Origin of the sequence: Pseudomonas sp. UBA6753 (assembly GCF_002453565.1) — a bacterium.
In the GTDB taxonomy this organism is placed as follows: domain Bacteria; phylum Pseudomonadota; class Gammaproteobacteria; order Pseudomonadales; family Pseudomonadaceae; genus Aquipseudomonas; species Aquipseudomonas putida_Z.
This window is the reverse complement of the sequence record NZ_DKHD01000053.1, coordinates 170,437-184,654: the sequence shown is the minus strand read 5'-3', so window position 1 is coordinate 184,654 and position 14,218 is coordinate 170,437. Positions and strand designations below refer to the sequence as shown.

Here is a 14,218-nt window from a genome sequence, read left to right as displayed (position 1 = left end):
CGGTCAGTCGCGCGGGCGCAGGTCGATGCACACCGAGTTGATGCAGTAGCGCAGGCCGGTCGGTGGCGGGCCATCGGGGAACACATGGCCCAGGTGCGCATCGCAGCGGGCACAGGTGACTTCGGTGCGGATCATGCCGTGGGAGGTGTCGCGGATCTCGATCATCGCGCTTTCCTCGATGGGGGCGTAGAAGCTCGGCCAGCCGCAGCCGGAATCGAACTTGGTCTGCGCATCGAACAGTGCCAGGCCGCAGCAGATGCAATGGTAGATGCCGTCGCGGCGCTCGCTGTTGTACTTGCCGCTGAACGGCCGCTCGGTGCCCTTGAGGCGGCACACCTGGTACTGCTCGGGGTCGAGCATCGACCGCCATTGTTCCAGGGTTTTCTCGATCTTTTGCATGTAGGGACCTCGGCAGGCTGAATTTCACTGCGCACCGTCTTTTCCGGGGCGCGGGTGGCACGTATATTAGTTGGCTTCGTGTGCCAGGCGTTCAGTCTGGCACCCGCTTCCTGCCCTTTCAAACCTTTCGGCGGGGCGTAGCGCGTTTTCTCAATCGGGATCCCATCATGCAGTTCAGCAAATCGAACAAGCTCGCCAATGTCTGCTACGACATTCGCGGCCCAGTGCTCAAGCACGCCAAGCGCCTGGAAGAGGAAGGCCACCGCATCCTCAAGCTGAACATCGGCAACCCGGCGCCGTTTGGCTTCGAGGCGCCTGACGAAATTCTCCAGGATGTGATCCGCAACCTGCCCACCGCGCAGGGCTACAGCGACTCCAAGGGCCTGTTCAGCGCGCGCAAGGCGGTGATGCAGTACTGCCAGCAGAAGCAGATCGAAGGCGTCGGTATCGAGGACATCTACCTGGGTAACGGTGTGTCCGAGCTGATCGTGATGTCGATGCAGGCGCTGCTCAACAACGGCGACGAAGTGCTGATCCCGGCCCCCGACTACCCGCTGTGGACCGCCGCCGTGAGCCTGGCCGGCGGCAAGCCGGTGCACTACCTGTGCGACGAGCAGGCCGACTGGTTCCCCGACCTCGAGGACATCAAGGCCAAGATCACCCCGAACACCAAGGCCCTGGTGATCATCAACCCGAACAACCCGACCGGCGCGGTGTACTCCAAAGAGCTGCTGCTGGGCATGCTGGAACTGGCCCGCCAGCACAACCTGGTGGTGTTCTCCGACGAGATCTACGACAAGATCCTGTACGACGAAGCCGTGCACATCAGCACCGCATCGCTGGCCCCCGACCTGCTGTGCCTGACCTTCAACGGCCTGTCCAAGTCGTACCGGGTGGCGGGCTTCCGTTCCGGCTGGCTGATCATCTCCGGGCCCAAGCACCACGCGCAAAGCTACATCGAAGGCATCGACATGCTGGCCAACATGCGCCTGTGCGCCAACGTGCCGGCCCAGCATGCCATTCAGACCGCGCTGGGCGGCTACCAGAGCATCAACGACCTGGTGCTGCCACCGGGTCGCCTGCTGGAACAGCGCAACCGCACCTACGAGCTGCTGAACGACATCCCGGGCGTGAGCTGCGTGAAGCCGATGGGTGCGCTGTATGCATTCCCGAAGATCGACCCGAAGGTTTGCCCGATTCACAACGACGAGAAGTTCGTGCTCGACCTGCTGCTGTCGGAGAAGCTGCTGATCGTTCAGGGTACGGCGTTCAACTGGCCGTGGCCGGACCACTTCCGCGTGGTGACCTTGCCGCGGGTGGATGACCTGGAGGCGGCGATTGGCCGGATCGGCAACTTCCTGCGGACTTATTCGCAGTAAGTACCGGCCTCATCGCCGGCAAGCCAGCTCCCACAGGATCCCCACAGGCTGAAGATTGTGGGGTCCCCTGTAGGAGCTGGCTTGCCTGCGATGGGCTGCAACGCAGCCCCAACATTCCCACAGGATGTTTCTTACATCCTGCAACGCTCTATCCCACAGCCCCCGCGCCATCCTCTGCCATACTCCGCCGTACACAGTTTGAAATAGTCGCCCGATTGAATCGGCACGGCAGGCCCCTTATATACCCCGCAGTAAGCGACAACTCATCCGTCAGGAGAACGTAACAACCATGATGCGCATTCTGTTGTTTGTAGCCACCAACCTCGCGGTGGTGCTGGTTGCAAGCATTACCCTGAGCCTGTTCGGTTTCAACGGGTTCATGGCCGCCAACGGGGTCGACCTGAACCTCAGCAGCCTGCTGGTGTTCTGCGCCGTGTTCGGCTTTGCCGGCTCCCTCGTCTCGCTGTTCATCTCCAAGTGGATGGCGAAGATGACCACCGGCACCCAGATCATCAGCCAGCCGCGCACCCGCCACGAACAGTGGCTGCTGCAAACGGTCGAAGAGCTGTCCCGTGAAGCGGGCATCAAGATGCCCGAGGTGGGTATCTTCCCGGCGTACGAGGCCAACGCCTTCGCCACCGGCTGGAACCGCAACGACGCGCTGGTCGCCGTGTCCCAGGGCCTGCTGGAGCGTTTCTCGCCCGATGAAGTGCGCGCAGTACTGGCCCACGAGATCGGCCACGTGGCCAACGGCGACATGGTCACCCTGGCGCTGGTGCAAGGCGTGGTGAACACCTTCGTGATGTTCTTCGCACGCATCATCGGCAACTTCGTCGACAAGGTGATCTTCAAGAACGAAGAAGGCCAGGGCATTGCCTACTACGTGGCGACCATCGTTGCCGAGCTGATCCTGGGCATTCTGGCCAGCATGATCGTGATGTGGTTCTCGCGCCGCCGCGAATACCGCGCCGACGAAGCCGGTGCACAGCTGGCCGGTACCGCGGCGATGATCGGCGCCCTGCAGCGCCTGCGCGTGGAGCAAGGCCTGCCGGTGCACATGCCCGACACCATGAAGGCCTTCGGCATCAATGGTGGCCTGAAGCACGGCCTGGCCGGGCTGCTGATGAGCCACCCGCCGCTGGAAGACCGTATCGAGGCCCTGCGCCGTCGCGGTTGATCCAACCGGTAAAAACAAAGGGCGACTTCGGTCGCCCTTTTTTTGTACACCTGTGCCGGCCTCTTCGCGGGCTCGCCCGCTCCCACAGGTACCCCACAGTTTTCAAGGCCTATGGAAGACCTGTGGGAGCGGGCGTGCCCGCGAAGGGGCCGGAACAGGCTACACACCTGTCATCGGCTAACCCGGTACACCCGCTCCAACAAACTGGAAGCTCCGGCCTGCAAGAACTTCGGGCTTTCCTCAATCACTTCCACAGCCTCCAGCTCATCCACCTGCCACCCGGCAAACCCTTGCCGCAGCTCCTCATCCCCCACCGAAAACGGCGGCCCGCACAGCAAAGCCTGGTCATAATCCAGAGTCACCACCACCCCCTGGCAACCCGCCGGCAGCAAGCCCGACAACAACTGCATGTAAGCCACACGCATCTGCGGCGGCAAGGCAATCAACGCCGCCCGGTCATACAGCCCCGCGCAGTCGCCGATATCCTCTGCCTGCAACGCAAAGAAATCCCCACACCAGAGCTCCACGTCACCACTGCGCCAAATCTCGAAAGCCCCCCGCTGTTGCACCTCGGCTTCAAGCCCATGCTCGCCAAAGAATGCCTCCACCGCCCGCCGCGACAGCTCTACGCCCAACACGCGGTACCCCTGCCCGGCCAGCCAGGCCAGGTCCAGGCTCTTGCCGCACAACGGCACCAGCACGCGGCTGCCCGGCGCCAGGCCAAGCGTTGGCCAATACTTCTGCAGATAGGGGTTCACCTGCGCCTGGTGAAAGCCGATCTGGTCGTCGGCCCACCGCTGCTGCCAGAACGCTGGCTCCATGATCACTCCCGATTTTTTGATGGTTTGTCGGTAAAAGTTGGTTTGGATTTCGATCTGTAGTTGATCGAAGATGAGTGCATCTTAACCCTCAGGACCCTGCCATGCTGCCCAGCCTGTTCATTTCCCATGGTTCCCCCATGCTTGCCCTGCAACCCGGCGCCAGCGGGCCGGTGCTGGCCGGGCTGGCCAACGCCCTGCCCCGGCCGAAAGCGATCGTGGTGGTGTCGGCGCACTGGGAAAGCCGCGAACTGCTGGTTACCGGCAGCGCACGACCAGAGACCTGGCATGACTTCTACGGTTTCCCACCGGCGCTGTATGCGGTGCAATACCCGGCGCCGGGCGACCCCACACTTGCCGGCCAGGTCAGTGAGCTGCTGCAGGCTGCCGGGCTGCCTGCCCGGCTGGACGCGCAGCGGCCGTTCGACCACGGCGCCTGGGTACCGCTGTCGCTGATGTACCCGGATGCGAATATTCCGGTGGTGCAGGTTTCACTGCCCAGCCACATGGGGCCGCCGCTGCAGGTCAAGGTAGGCCAGGCGTTGGCAGGTTTGCGCGACCAGGGCGTGCTGCTGATCGGCTCGGGCAGCATTACCCACAATCTGGGCGAACTGGACTGGCATGCCGGGCCGGATGTGATCGAGCCGTGGGCACTGGCGTTCAGGGATTGGGTGGTGGAAAAGCTGCGGACGGATGATCAGGAAGCGCTGCTGGGTTATCGGCAGCAGGCACCGTTTGCGGCGCGTAACCACCCCAGTGAAGAGCATTTCCTGCCGCTGTTCTTTGCCTTGGGGGCTGGGGGCAAGTTCGGGGTGGTGCACCAAGGGTTTACCTTGGGGGCGTTGGGGATGGACATTTATCGGTTCGACTGAAGGGCCTCTTCGCGGGCTTGCCCGCTCCCACAAGTCCTCCACAGGTCTTGAGAGCTGTGATGCACCTGTGGGAGCGGGCAAGCCCGCGAAGAGGCCGGCACAGGCAAAAAAAATCCCCAGCCAAAGCCGGGGATTTTTTCATTGCGCCAGGATCAATCCTCGCGGTAGCGACGCAGCTTCAGCTGCTTGCCAGCCACGCGGGTGTCCTTGAGCTTGGACAGCAGCTTCTCCAGGCCATCTTCCGGCAGCTCGACTAGGCTGAAGCTGTCGCGCACCTGGATGCGGCCGATGGCGTCACGGGCCAGGCCACCTTCGTTGAGGATCGCGCCCAGCAGGTTCTTGGCAGCGATGCCGTCACGGGCACCCAGGGCAGTACGGCAACGCACACGGCCTTCGGCCAGCGGCATCGGCGCACGGCGCTCGCGGTCACCACGCTCCGGACGCTCGCCACGCTCACCACGTTCGGTACGCTCACCACGCGGGGCGAAGCTCGGCACCAGCGGCTGCTCACGCTCTACCGCAGCCAGGTCCAGCGCCTGGCCATTGGTGGCCTTGCGCAGCAGGGCAGCAGCCAGGGCACGCGCGCTGCAACCCAGGTCGGCGGTCAGGCGGTCGAACAGCTCGCCGTGGGTGGCTTCCGCTTCGGCAACCAGCGGCGCCAGGCTCGAGGTCAGCTTCTTGATGCGGGCGTCCAGCACGGCCTGGGCATTCGGCAGGCGGGCTTCGGCAACTTTCTGCCCGGTTACGCGCTCGATCACCTGCAGCATGCGGCGCTCACGCGGGGTGACCAGCAGCAGTGCACGGCCATCGCGACCAGCACGGCCGGTACGGCCGATACGGTGTACGTAGGACTCCGGGTCGTACGGCATGTCGACGTTGAACACGTGAGTGATACGCGGAACGTCCAGGCCACGGGCAGCGACGTCGGTAGCGACAACGATGTCCAGGCGGCCATCCTTGAGCGAGTCGATCACGCGCTCACGCTGGTTCTGGGCGATGTCGCCGTTCAGCGCGGCAGCCTTGTAGCCCTTGGCTTCCAGCGCGGAGGCCAGGTCCAGGGTGGCTTGCTTGGTACGCACGAAGGCGATCAGCGCGTCGAACTCTTCCACTTCCAGCAGACGCAGCACAGCCGGGATCTTCTGGTCGGCGTGGACCATCAGGTGGGCCTGCTCGATCGCGGTAACGGTCTGGGTCTTGCTCTGGATCTTGACGTGCTTGGGCTCGCGCAGGTGGCGTTCGGCGATCGAACGGATCGACGACGGCAGGGTGGCGGAGAACAGCACGGTCTGGCGGCTGGCCGGGATGGCATCGAAGATCACTTCGAGGTCGTCCATGAAGCCCAGCTTGAGCATCTCGTCGGCTTCGTCCAGTACCAGGTACTGCACGGTCGACAGGACTTTTTCGTCACGACGCAGGTGGTCGCACAGACGGCCCGGGGTGGCCACGACGATTTGCGCGCCGTTGCGGATCGCACGCAGCTGTGGGCCCATCGGGGCACCACCGTAGACGGCGACCACGTTCACGCCCGGCATCTGCTTGGCGTAGGTTTCGAAAGCGGTAGCAACTTGCAGCGCCAACTCACGGGTTGGCGCCAGGATCAGGGCTTGCGGTTCGCGCTTGCTCACATCGATCTTGTTGAGGATCGGCAGGGCGAAGGCAGCGGTCTTGCCGGTGCCAGTCTGCGCCTGGCCGATCATGTCGTGACCGGCGAGGATGATCGGGATCGATTGTTGCTGAATGGCGGACGGCTCTTCGTAGCCGGTCGCCAGAACGGCAGCAACAATATTCGGATTGAGATCGAGAGCGGCGAAGCCGCCGGTTTCCTGGGTCATGGGTCTGCCTCTAGGTGCATCCGCAAAGACCCATGCTCCAAAGCTGCACAAGCCATGAAAGACCGACAGGTCACCCAGGCAGCTTTGGCGGCGGGGATTTGCGAAAACGATTGAAAAAGAAAACGTGGGAAAGTCCGCCTAGCGGACGTGCAGCCGAAGCTGGACTCGGAGGGTTTGCACCACCTGATTTTGCGGTCCGCTAAAAGACCGGCGCGTACTATACCCGAAATCGTGCGCAGACGTGAGGAATATTTTCAGGGTGCCTGGCCAGTGTCGGGCCATCAGCAATGTGCGGCTGAAACGATTCCTGTCTGCGATACCGCGTCGCCTGATTCGCGGGCACGCCCGCTCCCACAGGATACTCACCACCCTTGAGCACAGTGGTATTTCTGTGGGAGCGGGCGTGCCCGCGAAGAAGCCAACTCAGGTTGCCGGCCGAATCTCGCGGATCAGCCCCTCGAGGCTATATCCCAGGCGCGGCGCCAGCGCCTCGGCCCGGGCTTTCAGCCCATCCAGGTCCAGCGTCTGCTCCAGGTCCGCCGGCACCAGCAGGATCACATTGCCCTCCTTCACCGGCAGCTCCCAGTAATGCCGGTGGTACAACCCGCGCAGCAACGCCGCGCCCAGCGGCTTGCCATCGTCGGTGGCCCACTGGTTGATCACCAGCCAACCACCCGGGTTCAGCTGCTGCTGGCAGTTCTCCAGGAAGTTCCACGCCAGGTGGCCCACCCCCGGCCCATGGTCGGTGTACAGGTCGACGAACAGCAGGTCGGCCTTCTCCGCCGTGGGCAAAAGCTCCAGGGCATCGCCGATGCGTACATACAGCCGCGGGTCGTCGTCCAGGCCCAGGTACTCCATGGCCAGGCGCGGTACGTCCGGGCGCAGTTCGATGGCCTCGATGTCGTCCAGCGGCAGGAATTTCATGCAGGCCTGGGTCAGCGTGCCGGCACCCAGGCCGAGAAACAGCGCGCTCTCCGGCTGCTCGTGGCACAGCGCCCCCACCAGCATGGCGCGGGTATAGTCGTACTCCAGCCAACTGGGGTCGGCCGTGAACACGCAGCTCTGCTCGATCGCATCGCCGAATTCCAGAAAGCGGTAGTCGTCGACTTCATACACGCTGATGACGCCAAAGGCGTCCTCCACCCGTGCCAGTAGCCGCTCTTCCCGTTCCGCCGCCATGCTCACCACCCACCCGCGCAAAAACGCGCATTGTCCGTCAACACCCTCGATGCAACAAGCGCAGCGCCAACTGTTACCATGGCTCATAGCCTACAACCGACAAGACCGAGCCCGAGATGAACCAACCGTGGAGCCCCGACAGCTGGCGCGCCCTGCCGATCCAGCAGCAACCGACCTACCCCGATGCCGCGCACCTGCTGAAGGTCGAACAGACCCTGGCCAGCTACCCGCCGCTGGTGTTCGCGGGCGAGGCGCGCGAGCTGCGCCGGCAGTTCGCCGAGGTCACCGAAGGCCGCGCCTTCCTGCTGCAGGGTGGCGACTGCGCCGAGAGCTTCGCCGAGTTCTCGGCGGCGAAAATCCGCGACACCTTCAAGGTGCTGCTGCAGATGGCCATTGTCATGACCTTCGCCGCCGGCTGCCCGGTGGTCAAGGTCGGGCGCATGGCCGGGCAGTTCGCCAAGCCGCGCTCATCGGGCGATGAAACCATCGGCGACATCACCCTGCCCGCCTACCGTGGCGACATCGTCAACGGCATCGGCTTCGACGCGAAAAGCCGCATCCCCGACCCGGAGCGCCTGCTGCAGGCCTACCACCAGGCCACTGCCAGCCTCAACCTGCTGCGCGCCTTCGCCCAGGGCGGGTTTGCCGACCTGCACCAGGTGCACAAGTGGAACCTGGACTTCATCGCCAACTCGGCGCTGGCCGACAAGTACCACCAACTGGCCAACCGCATCGACGAAACCCTGGCATTCATGCGCGCCTGCGGCCTGGACAGCGCGCCGCAACTGCGTGAAACCAGCTTCTTCACCGCCCACGAAGCACTGCTGCTGAACTATGAAGAAGCCTTCGTGCGCCAGGACAGCCTGACCGGCGACTACTACGACTGCTCGGCGCACATGCTGTGGATCGGCGACCGCACCCGCCAGCTGGACGGTGCCCATGTGGAGTTCCTGCGCGGCGTGCACAACCCGATCGGGGTCAAGGTTGGCCCGAGCATGAACCCCGAAGAACTGATCCGCCTGATCGACACGCTGAACCCGGCCAACGACCCCGGGCGCCTGAACCTGATCGTGCGCATGGGTGCCGGCAAGGTCGGCGACCACCTGCCGGGGCTGATCCGCACGGTCGAGCGCGAAGGGCGCAAGGTGCTGTGGAGCTCCGACCCGATGCATGGCAATACCATCAAGGCCAGCAGCGGCTACAAGACCCGCGACTTTGCGCAGATCCTGGATGAGGTGAAACAGTTCTTCCAGGTGCACCAGGCCGAGGGCAGCCATGCCGGCGGCATCCACATCGAGATGACCGGGCAGAACGTCACCGAATGCATCGGCGGTGCCCGGCCGATCACCGAGGATGCGCTGTCCGACCGCTATCACACCCACTGCGACCCGCGGATGAATGCCGACCAGTCCCTGGAGCTGGCGTTCCTGATTGCCGAAACCCTCAAGCAGGTGCGGCGTTGAGCAACGCCTGGCGCAACTGGCTGCCCTCGATACGCGGGCAGTTCAGTTGCACCTTCTCCAGCCCCAGCCAGCTGGCCAGGCGCAGCAGGTTGCCGGCCAGGGCCTGGTAACCCTCTTCGTCCAGGCCGGCTGCCTCGACATGCACAGCGTGCACTGCCAGTTGCCCCTGGGCGCGCTCGGCGCGCAGGTCCACGCGCGCGGCGATGCGTTCGCGGTACAGGAACGGCAGCACGTAGTAACCGTACACCCGCTTGTGCGCCGGGGTGTAGATTTCCAGGCGGTAGCGGAAGTCGAACAAGCGCTCGGTACGGTTGCGTTCCCAGACCAGTGAATCGAACGGCGACAACAGCGCGCTGGCCTGGATGCGCCGGGGGATACGCGGCGCGCCGGCGCAGTAGGCAAGCTGCTTCCAACCCTGCACCTCGACCGCTTGCAGGCGGCCATCAGCCACCAGTTCGGCCAGTGCCGCCTTGCCCTGCCCCGGGTCCAGGCGGAAGTAGTCGCGCAGGTCGCGCTCGGTGGCTACGCCCAGGGCGGTGGCGGCGTGCAGCATCAAGCCCTGATGCGCCTCGGTCTCGCTGGGCAGTGGCTGGTCGAGGATCGACCTCGGCAGGACCTTTTCCGGTACATCGTAGAGCCGCTCGAAGCCGCGCCGGCCAGCGACCGTCACCTCCCCAGCGGCGAACAGCCATTCCAGCGCGTGCTTTTCCTCGCTCCAGTCCCACCAGGGGCCAGCCCGCTCCTCGCGGGTGGACAGGCTGCCCGCGCCAAGGGCGCCCTGTTCGCGGACCGCTGCCAGTACCCGGGCGATCACATCCTGGCGTTCACGGCCAAACTGCGCGAGCTGGCGATAGATGCCACGGCCATCGGCGGCATGGGCCATGCGCCAGCGCAGCAGTGGGTACAGGCTCAGCGGCAGCAGCGAGGCTTCGTGCCCCCAGTACTCGAACAACAGGCGCTGGCGGCCACTGCCCCAGGCGAGCTGGTCGAGGGTGGCAGGCGAGTAGTTGCCCAGCCGGGAGAACAGCGGCAGGTAGTGGGAGCGGACCAGGGCGTTGACCGAATCGATCTGCAACACGCCCAGGCGTTGCAGCATGCGCTTGAGTGCTGGCAGGGTCGGCGCCGATTCCGGCTGTTTGCCGAAACCTTGGGCAGAAAGGGCCAGGCGGCGGGCCTGGTTGATGGACAGCTTGAGGGGCAAGCCTGAACTCCTTGTAGTGTCTGTTCCGGCCCTTTCGCGGGCAAGCCCGCTCCCACAGGTAAAGCACAGGATTCGAGGATTGTGCAGTACCTGTGGGAGCGGGCTTGCCCGCGAAGAGGCCGGTAAACCCAACGACAAACTTAGCCTATTTCCGCAGCGGGTCATCCCAGAAATGCCGCTCGGCCTCCTGCTGGATATCCGCCCGGCTCAGCCCCAGGTCGTGCAGGGTCGCATCACTCAGGCTGGCCAGTTCCTGGCGCTGGCGGTACAGCTGCAGCCAGCGCGCCGGGCGCTGCAGGGCGGCATGCCACAGGTGGTTCAGGGAAAAGACAGGTTGCTGGATGCTGCTGACATGACCTTTCATCGTGAAGCCCTCCGTGTTGATGGCTCCAGTCTCCTGCCAGGCATAAGATCAATCCAACGAATGTTTCTGATGCCATGCATCTCGGAGATTGATGCAATGTCCCAGTACCAGAGCCTCGACGCGGACGTACTGCGCACCTTCGTGGCCATCGCCGAGCAGGGCGGCTTCACCCGCGCCGGCGAGGTGGTCAACCGCACCCAGTCGGCGGTGAGCATGCAGATGAAACGCCTGGAGGAAGACATTCTGCAGCGCCAGCTGTTCGAGCGCGACGGCCGCCAGGTGCGGTTGACTGCCGAAGGCCAGGTGCTGCTCGGCTATGCGCGGCGCATCCTCAAGTTGCATGGGGAAGTGTTCAACACCCTGCGCATGCCGCACATGGTCGGGGTCGTACGCATCGGTACGCCGGACGACTATGCCATGCGTTTCCTGCCGACCATCCTGTCGAGCTTTGCCCAGGCCTACCCGCTGGTGCAGGTGGAGGTGCATTGCGACTCCTCCAAACAACTGATGCTGCGCCAGGACCTGGACCTGACCATCGTCACCCGTGAACCGGGCAACGAGATTGGCCAGCTGCTGCGCCAGGAACGCCTGGTCTGGGCCGCCGCGGAAGGCTTCTGCCCGCAGGAGCAACGCCCCATGCCGGTAGCCTTGTTCAACACCGACTGCTTCTGCCGGGCCTGGACCTGCAATGCCCTGGAGGCCCAGGGCATCGACTACCGCATCGCCTATACCAGCCCGAGCCTGGCAGCGATCTTCGCCATTGTCACCGCTGGGTTGGCGGTGACCGCACAGTTGCAGAGCCTGATCGGCGGGAATATCCGCATTCTGGGCGAAAGCGAAGGGTTGCCGCAGTTGCCGGTGGCCAATGTGATGCTGGTGCGCAGTACCCAGAACCCTTCGCCGATCACCGATTGCATGGCCGACTACATTGTCGAAGGGTTCAAGTGAGCCGGGGCTGCTGCGCAGCCCATCGCCGGCAAGCCAGCTCCCACAGGGATCGTGCAAGCCTGTTCCTTCATGGCAGGCCTGCACAATTCCTGTGGGAGCTGGCTTGCCGGCGATGGACCGCAAAGCGGCCCCAAAATCTCAAAGCTCGAACCCGAGCAGTACCGCACACCCCACCAAAAACACACAGAACATCGCCCGCAACACCTTCTCCGGCAACGCATGGGCCAATTTCACCCCCCAGCTGATACTAAGCAGGCCGCCCACCGCCAATGGCACCCCAACCCCCCAGTCAACACTGTGGTGCACCCCATAGGTCACCAGGGTTACCAAGGTACTCGGCGCCGCCAGCGCCAGCGACAGCCCCTGCGCCACCACCTGGGTGGTACCGAACACACTGGTCAGGATCGGCGTGGCAACCACGGCCCCACCCACCCCGAACAAGCCGCCCATGGTGCCGGCAAAGCTGCCCAGTACACCCAGCCACGGCCAGGCATAGCGCAACTCGGCGCTAGGCGGCGTTACCTTCATGAACATCCGCGCCACGTTCCACACCGCCAGGGCCACCAGGAAGCCGACAAAGCCCAGGCGCATGGATTGCGCATCCAGCCCCACCGCCCAGATCGACCCCAACCAGGCGAACACGAAGCTGCACAGCGACAACGGCACCGCATGGCGCAGCTCGATGCGGTTACGCTGGTGATAACGCCACAGCGCCAGCAACACATTGGGCACTACCATCACCAGCGCCGTGCCTTGCGCCAGTTGCTGGTCCAGGCCGAACAGCACGCCCAGCGCCGGAATCGCGATCAGCCCGCCGCCAATGCCGAACAGGCCACCCATGGTCCCCAGGGCTGCGCCCAGCACGATATACAACAACCACTCGATCATCAGGGCCTCATCCGCCTGTACACATAATGCGAGCATGCTAACGATTGCGGGCTGGCGGGGAAACGCACAGCAGCGCACAATGGCTGTGCGTTTTTCGCAAAAGCAAGGCAGCCATGAGCCCCGATACCCTGTCCGACCAGCTAAGCCTGTTCCTCGATGTGCTGGAAACCGGCAGCTTTTCTGCCACCGCCCGCCGCCACCCGCTGACCCCGTCTGCCGTGGCCCGGCGCATCGACAACCTGGAAAGCGCCGTGGGCAGCCGCCTGTTCACCCGCAGCACCCACGCCGTGCGCGCCACACCTGCAGGCAACGCCTTTGCCGAGCGAGCCAGGCGCATCATCGAGGAACTGCGCCTGGCCCGCGCCGAAGCGGTGTCGCTGAGCAATGCCCCCGAAGGCCTGATCCGCATCGACGCCCCCGCCGCATTCGGCCGCCGCCACCTGGCCCCGGCCATCGCCGATTTCCTGGTCGCCTACCCGGGCCTTGATGTGCAACTGCGCCTGATCGACAGCTTCGTCGACCTGCATGGCAGCCACCTGGGCGAGGTCGACCTGGTACTGCGCGCCGGCCCTCTGGCAGACACCCGGCTGGTCGCCACGCCATTGGCCTACATGGTGCGCATCGCCTGTGCCAGCCCGGCCTACCTGGCCAGCCGCGGCATGCCCACCTGCCCCAGCGAGCTGCCCGGGCACGACGGCCTGGACTGGGACGGCCTGGCGCCGCCATTCGCCTGGCGTTTCAACGTGGCCGGGCAAACCCGCCTGTACCGCCCCTCACGCATGCGCATGGCCGCCAACAACGCCGAAACCCTGCTGTTCGGCGCCCTCGCCGGTTTAGGCATAGCCCACTTGCCCACTTGGCTGATCAGTGAATACCTGCTGCGTGGCGAGCTGATACCTTTGTTTTGCGACGGTGGCTTGCCCCAAGCGGAAACCAGCGGTATCTACGCGCTTCGCCTGGAACATGAAACGAACTCTCGCAGCCGTTTGCTGCTCGAATTTCTCAAGAGCCGCTTCAGCCCGATTCCACCCTGGGACCTGGCCTTGCGCAGTGAGCTGCGCGAATAAAGCGCGCACTAACGATCCGCGTGCCAGACTTTCCCATTGATTACCTTCAAGGACCTGCATGAACGCCAACACCCAAGCCTCCTGTGACGAGCTGCTGCTGGACAACCAGGTCTGTTTCGCCCTGCACTCCACCTCGTTGCTGATGACCAAGGTCTACAAACCGCTGCTGCAGGCCCTGGGCCTGACCTACCCGCAGTACCTGGCCATGCTCGTGCTGTGGGAGCACGACGGCCTGACCGTAGGCGAGATCAGCCAGCACCTGCTCACCGACCCCGGCTCGCTGACGCCGCTGCTCAAGCGCCTGGAAAGCGAAGGCCTGCTGCAGCGCAACCGCAGCCGCGAGGACGAACGGGTGGTACTGGTGCAGCTGACCGACAAGGGCCGCGCCTTGCAGCAGCAGGCCAAGGAAGTGCCGCAATGCATCCTCAAGGCCAGCGGACGCAGCCTGGAACAGTTGCAACAGCTGCAGGCCGACCTGCTGGCGCTGCGCGAGAACCTGCAGAAAAACCTCTGACAGCTATGCTGTGCAATGGCCGTTCGGATGAGCGGTGACGATTTATCTTGCGCACTAACTAATTGCGCGCTAATTTAAATCCCACACCAACCCGCGCCCTCCTCCAGACGGGGAGCG

Annotated in this window: 13 protein-coding genes and 1 pseudogene; 7 read left to right on the top strand and 7 right to left on the bottom strand. The window is 64.3% G+C overall.

The genetic code is table 11. The features are described from left to right. Positions 1 to 3 precede the first annotated feature (3 nt). Complete coding sequence (gene msrB / locus B2790_RS20330) at positions 4 to 399, bottom strand: peptide-methionine (R)-S-oxide reductase MsrB (protein ID WP_085590101.1); 396 nt, start codon at positions 397 to 399, stop codon at positions 4 to 6. Positions 400 to 566: 167 nt separating this feature from the next. Here msrB and B2790_RS20325 point away from each other — a divergent pair, with 167 nt between their 5' ends. Next, positions 567 to 1,778: a pyridoxal phosphate-dependent aminotransferase gene (locus tag B2790_RS20325; protein WP_023661072.1), complete on the top strand. Its 1,212-nt coding sequence runs from the start codon at positions 567 to 569 to the stop codon at positions 1,776 to 1,778. A 289-nt stretch (positions 1,779 to 2,067) separates the two neighbouring features. Further along, positions 2,068 to 2,955, top strand: a complete 888-nt coding sequence (gene htpX, locus B2790_RS20320; protein ID WP_003259721.1) for a protease HtpX — start codon at positions 2,068 to 2,070, stop codon at positions 2,953 to 2,955. 170 nt (positions 2,956 to 3,125) lie between these two features. Here htpX and B2790_RS20315 read toward each other — a convergent pair whose 3' ends face one another. Continuing rightward, a complete protein-coding gene (locus B2790_RS20315) occupies positions 3,126 to 3,776 on the bottom strand; it encodes a thiopurine S-methyltransferase (RefSeq protein WP_286919614.1) in 651 nt (216 codons plus the stop codon). A gap of 101 nt (positions 3,777 to 3,877) precedes the next feature. Here B2790_RS20315 and B2790_RS20310 point away from each other — a divergent pair, with 101 nt between their 5' ends. Then, the gene (locus B2790_RS20310; RefSeq protein ID WP_286919613.1) at positions 3,878 to 4,645 is read left to right on the top strand and encodes a DODA-type extradiol aromatic ring-opening family dioxygenase; all 768 of its coding nucleotides are present in this window, start codon (positions 3,878 to 3,880) and stop codon (positions 4,643 to 4,645) included. A gap of 152 nt (positions 4,646 to 4,797) precedes the next feature. Here B2790_RS20310 and B2790_RS20305 read toward each other — a convergent pair. Both B2790_RS20305 and B2790_RS20300 read right to left on the bottom strand, forming a co-directional pair. Beyond that, a pseudogene (locus B2790_RS20305) lies at positions 4,798 to 6,511 on the bottom strand (DEAD/DEAH box helicase). Positions 6,512 to 6,900: 389 nt separating this feature from the next. Then, on the bottom strand, positions 6,901 to 7,656 hold the full coding sequence (locus tag B2790_RS20300; RefSeq protein WP_025338183.1) for a spermidine synthase: 756 nt from the start codon (positions 7,654 to 7,656) through the stop codon (positions 6,901 to 6,903). A 116-nt stretch (positions 7,657 to 7,772) separates the two neighbouring features. On the opposite strand from B2790_RS20300, the gene B2790_RS20295 reads away from it, so the two are divergent. After that, the gene (locus tag B2790_RS20295) at positions 7,773 to 9,119 is read left to right on the top strand and encodes a class II 3-deoxy-7-phosphoheptulonate synthase (protein ID WP_003247094.1); all 1,347 of its coding nucleotides are present in this window, start codon (positions 7,773 to 7,775) and stop codon (positions 9,117 to 9,119) included. On the opposite strand, the gene B2790_RS20290 is transcribed toward B2790_RS20295, so the two are convergent. Then, positions 9,100 to 10,320: a winged helix-turn-helix domain-containing protein gene (locus tag B2790_RS20290; RefSeq protein WP_286919612.1), complete on the bottom strand. Its 1,221-nt coding sequence runs from the start codon at positions 10,318 to 10,320 to the stop codon at positions 9,100 to 9,102. The genes B2790_RS20295 and B2790_RS20290 overlap by 20 nt on opposite strands. Positions 10,321 to 10,465: 145 nt before the next feature. Continuing rightward, positions 10,466 to 10,684 (bottom strand): DUF1127 domain-containing protein, encoded by a 219-nt coding sequence (locus B2790_RS20285; protein WP_085664898.1) that lies wholly within the window; start codon positions 10,682 to 10,684, stop codon positions 10,466 to 10,468. 96 nt (positions 10,685 to 10,780) lie between these two features. On the opposite strand from B2790_RS20285, the gene B2790_RS20280 reads away from it, so the two are divergent. Beyond that, positions 10,781 to 11,632, top strand: coding sequence for a LysR substrate-binding domain-containing protein (locus tag B2790_RS20280; RefSeq protein WP_061552405.1), 852 nt, complete (start codon positions 10,781 to 10,783; stop codon positions 11,630 to 11,632). A 138-nt stretch (positions 11,633 to 11,770) separates the two neighbouring features. Here B2790_RS20280 and B2790_RS20275 read toward each other — a convergent pair whose 3' ends face one another. After that, positions 11,771 to 12,520 (bottom strand): sulfite exporter TauE/SafE family protein, encoded by a 750-nt coding sequence (locus B2790_RS20275; protein ID WP_286919611.1) that lies wholly within the window; start codon positions 12,518 to 12,520, stop codon positions 11,771 to 11,773. A 113-nt stretch (positions 12,521 to 12,633) separates the two neighbouring features. On the opposite strand from B2790_RS20275, the gene B2790_RS20270 reads away from it, so the two are divergent. Next, the gene (locus B2790_RS20270; RefSeq protein ID WP_286919610.1) at positions 12,634 to 13,587 is read left to right on the top strand and encodes a LysR family transcriptional regulator; all 954 of its coding nucleotides are present in this window, start codon (positions 12,634 to 12,636) and stop codon (positions 13,585 to 13,587) included. Between the two features lie 58 nt (positions 13,588 to 13,645). Beyond that, entirely contained in the window at positions 13,646 to 14,101 is a 456-nt protein-coding gene (locus B2790_RS20265; protein WP_137163258.1) for a MarR family winged helix-turn-helix transcriptional regulator, read from the top strand. Positions 14,102 to 14,218: the final 117 nt, after the last annotated feature.

What these genes read in the sequence shown, in the direction of transcription:
- msrB (WP_085590101.1), bottom strand. Translation starts at nt 399, where the DNA reads ATGCAAAAGATCGAGAAAACCCTGGAACAATGGCGGTCGATGCTCGAC.
- B2790_RS20325 (WP_023661072.1), top strand. Translation starts at nt 567, where the DNA reads ATGCAGTTCAGCAAATCGAACAAGCTCGCCAATGTCTGCTACGACATT.
- htpX (WP_003259721.1), top strand. Translation starts at nt 2,068, where the DNA reads ATGATGCGCATTCTGTTGTTTGTAGCCACCAACCTCGCGGTGGTGCTG.
- B2790_RS20315 (WP_286919614.1), bottom strand. Translation starts at nt 3,776, where the DNA reads ATGGAGCCAGCGTTCTGGCAGCAGCGGTGGGCCGACGACCAGATCGGC.
- B2790_RS20310 (WP_286919613.1), top strand. Translation starts at nt 3,878, where the DNA reads ATGCTGCCCAGCCTGTTCATTTCCCATGGTTCCCCCATGCTTGCCCTG.
- B2790_RS20300 (WP_025338183.1), bottom strand. Translation starts at nt 7,656, where the DNA reads ATGGCGGCGGAACGGGAAGAGCGGCTACTGGCACGGGTGGAGGACGCC.
- B2790_RS20295 (WP_003247094.1), top strand. Translation starts at nt 7,773, where the DNA reads ATGAACCAACCGTGGAGCCCCGACAGCTGGCGCGCCCTGCCGATCCAG.
- B2790_RS20285 (WP_085664898.1), bottom strand. Translation starts at nt 10,684, where the DNA reads ATGAAAGGTCATGTCAGCAGCATCCAGCAACCTGTCTTTTCCCTGAAC.
- B2790_RS20280 (WP_061552405.1), top strand. Translation starts at nt 10,781, where the DNA reads ATGTCCCAGTACCAGAGCCTCGACGCGGACGTACTGCGCACCTTCGTG.
- B2790_RS20275 (WP_286919611.1), bottom strand. Translation starts at nt 12,520, where the DNA reads ATGATCGAGTGGTTGTTGTATATCGTGCTGGGCGCAGCCCTGGGGACC.
- B2790_RS20270 (WP_286919610.1), top strand. Translation starts at nt 12,634, where the DNA reads ATGAGCCCCGATACCCTGTCCGACCAGCTAAGCCTGTTCCTCGATGTG.
- B2790_RS20265 (WP_137163258.1), top strand. Translation starts at nt 13,646, where the DNA reads ATGAACGCCAACACCCAAGCCTCCTGTGACGAGCTGCTGCTGGACAAC.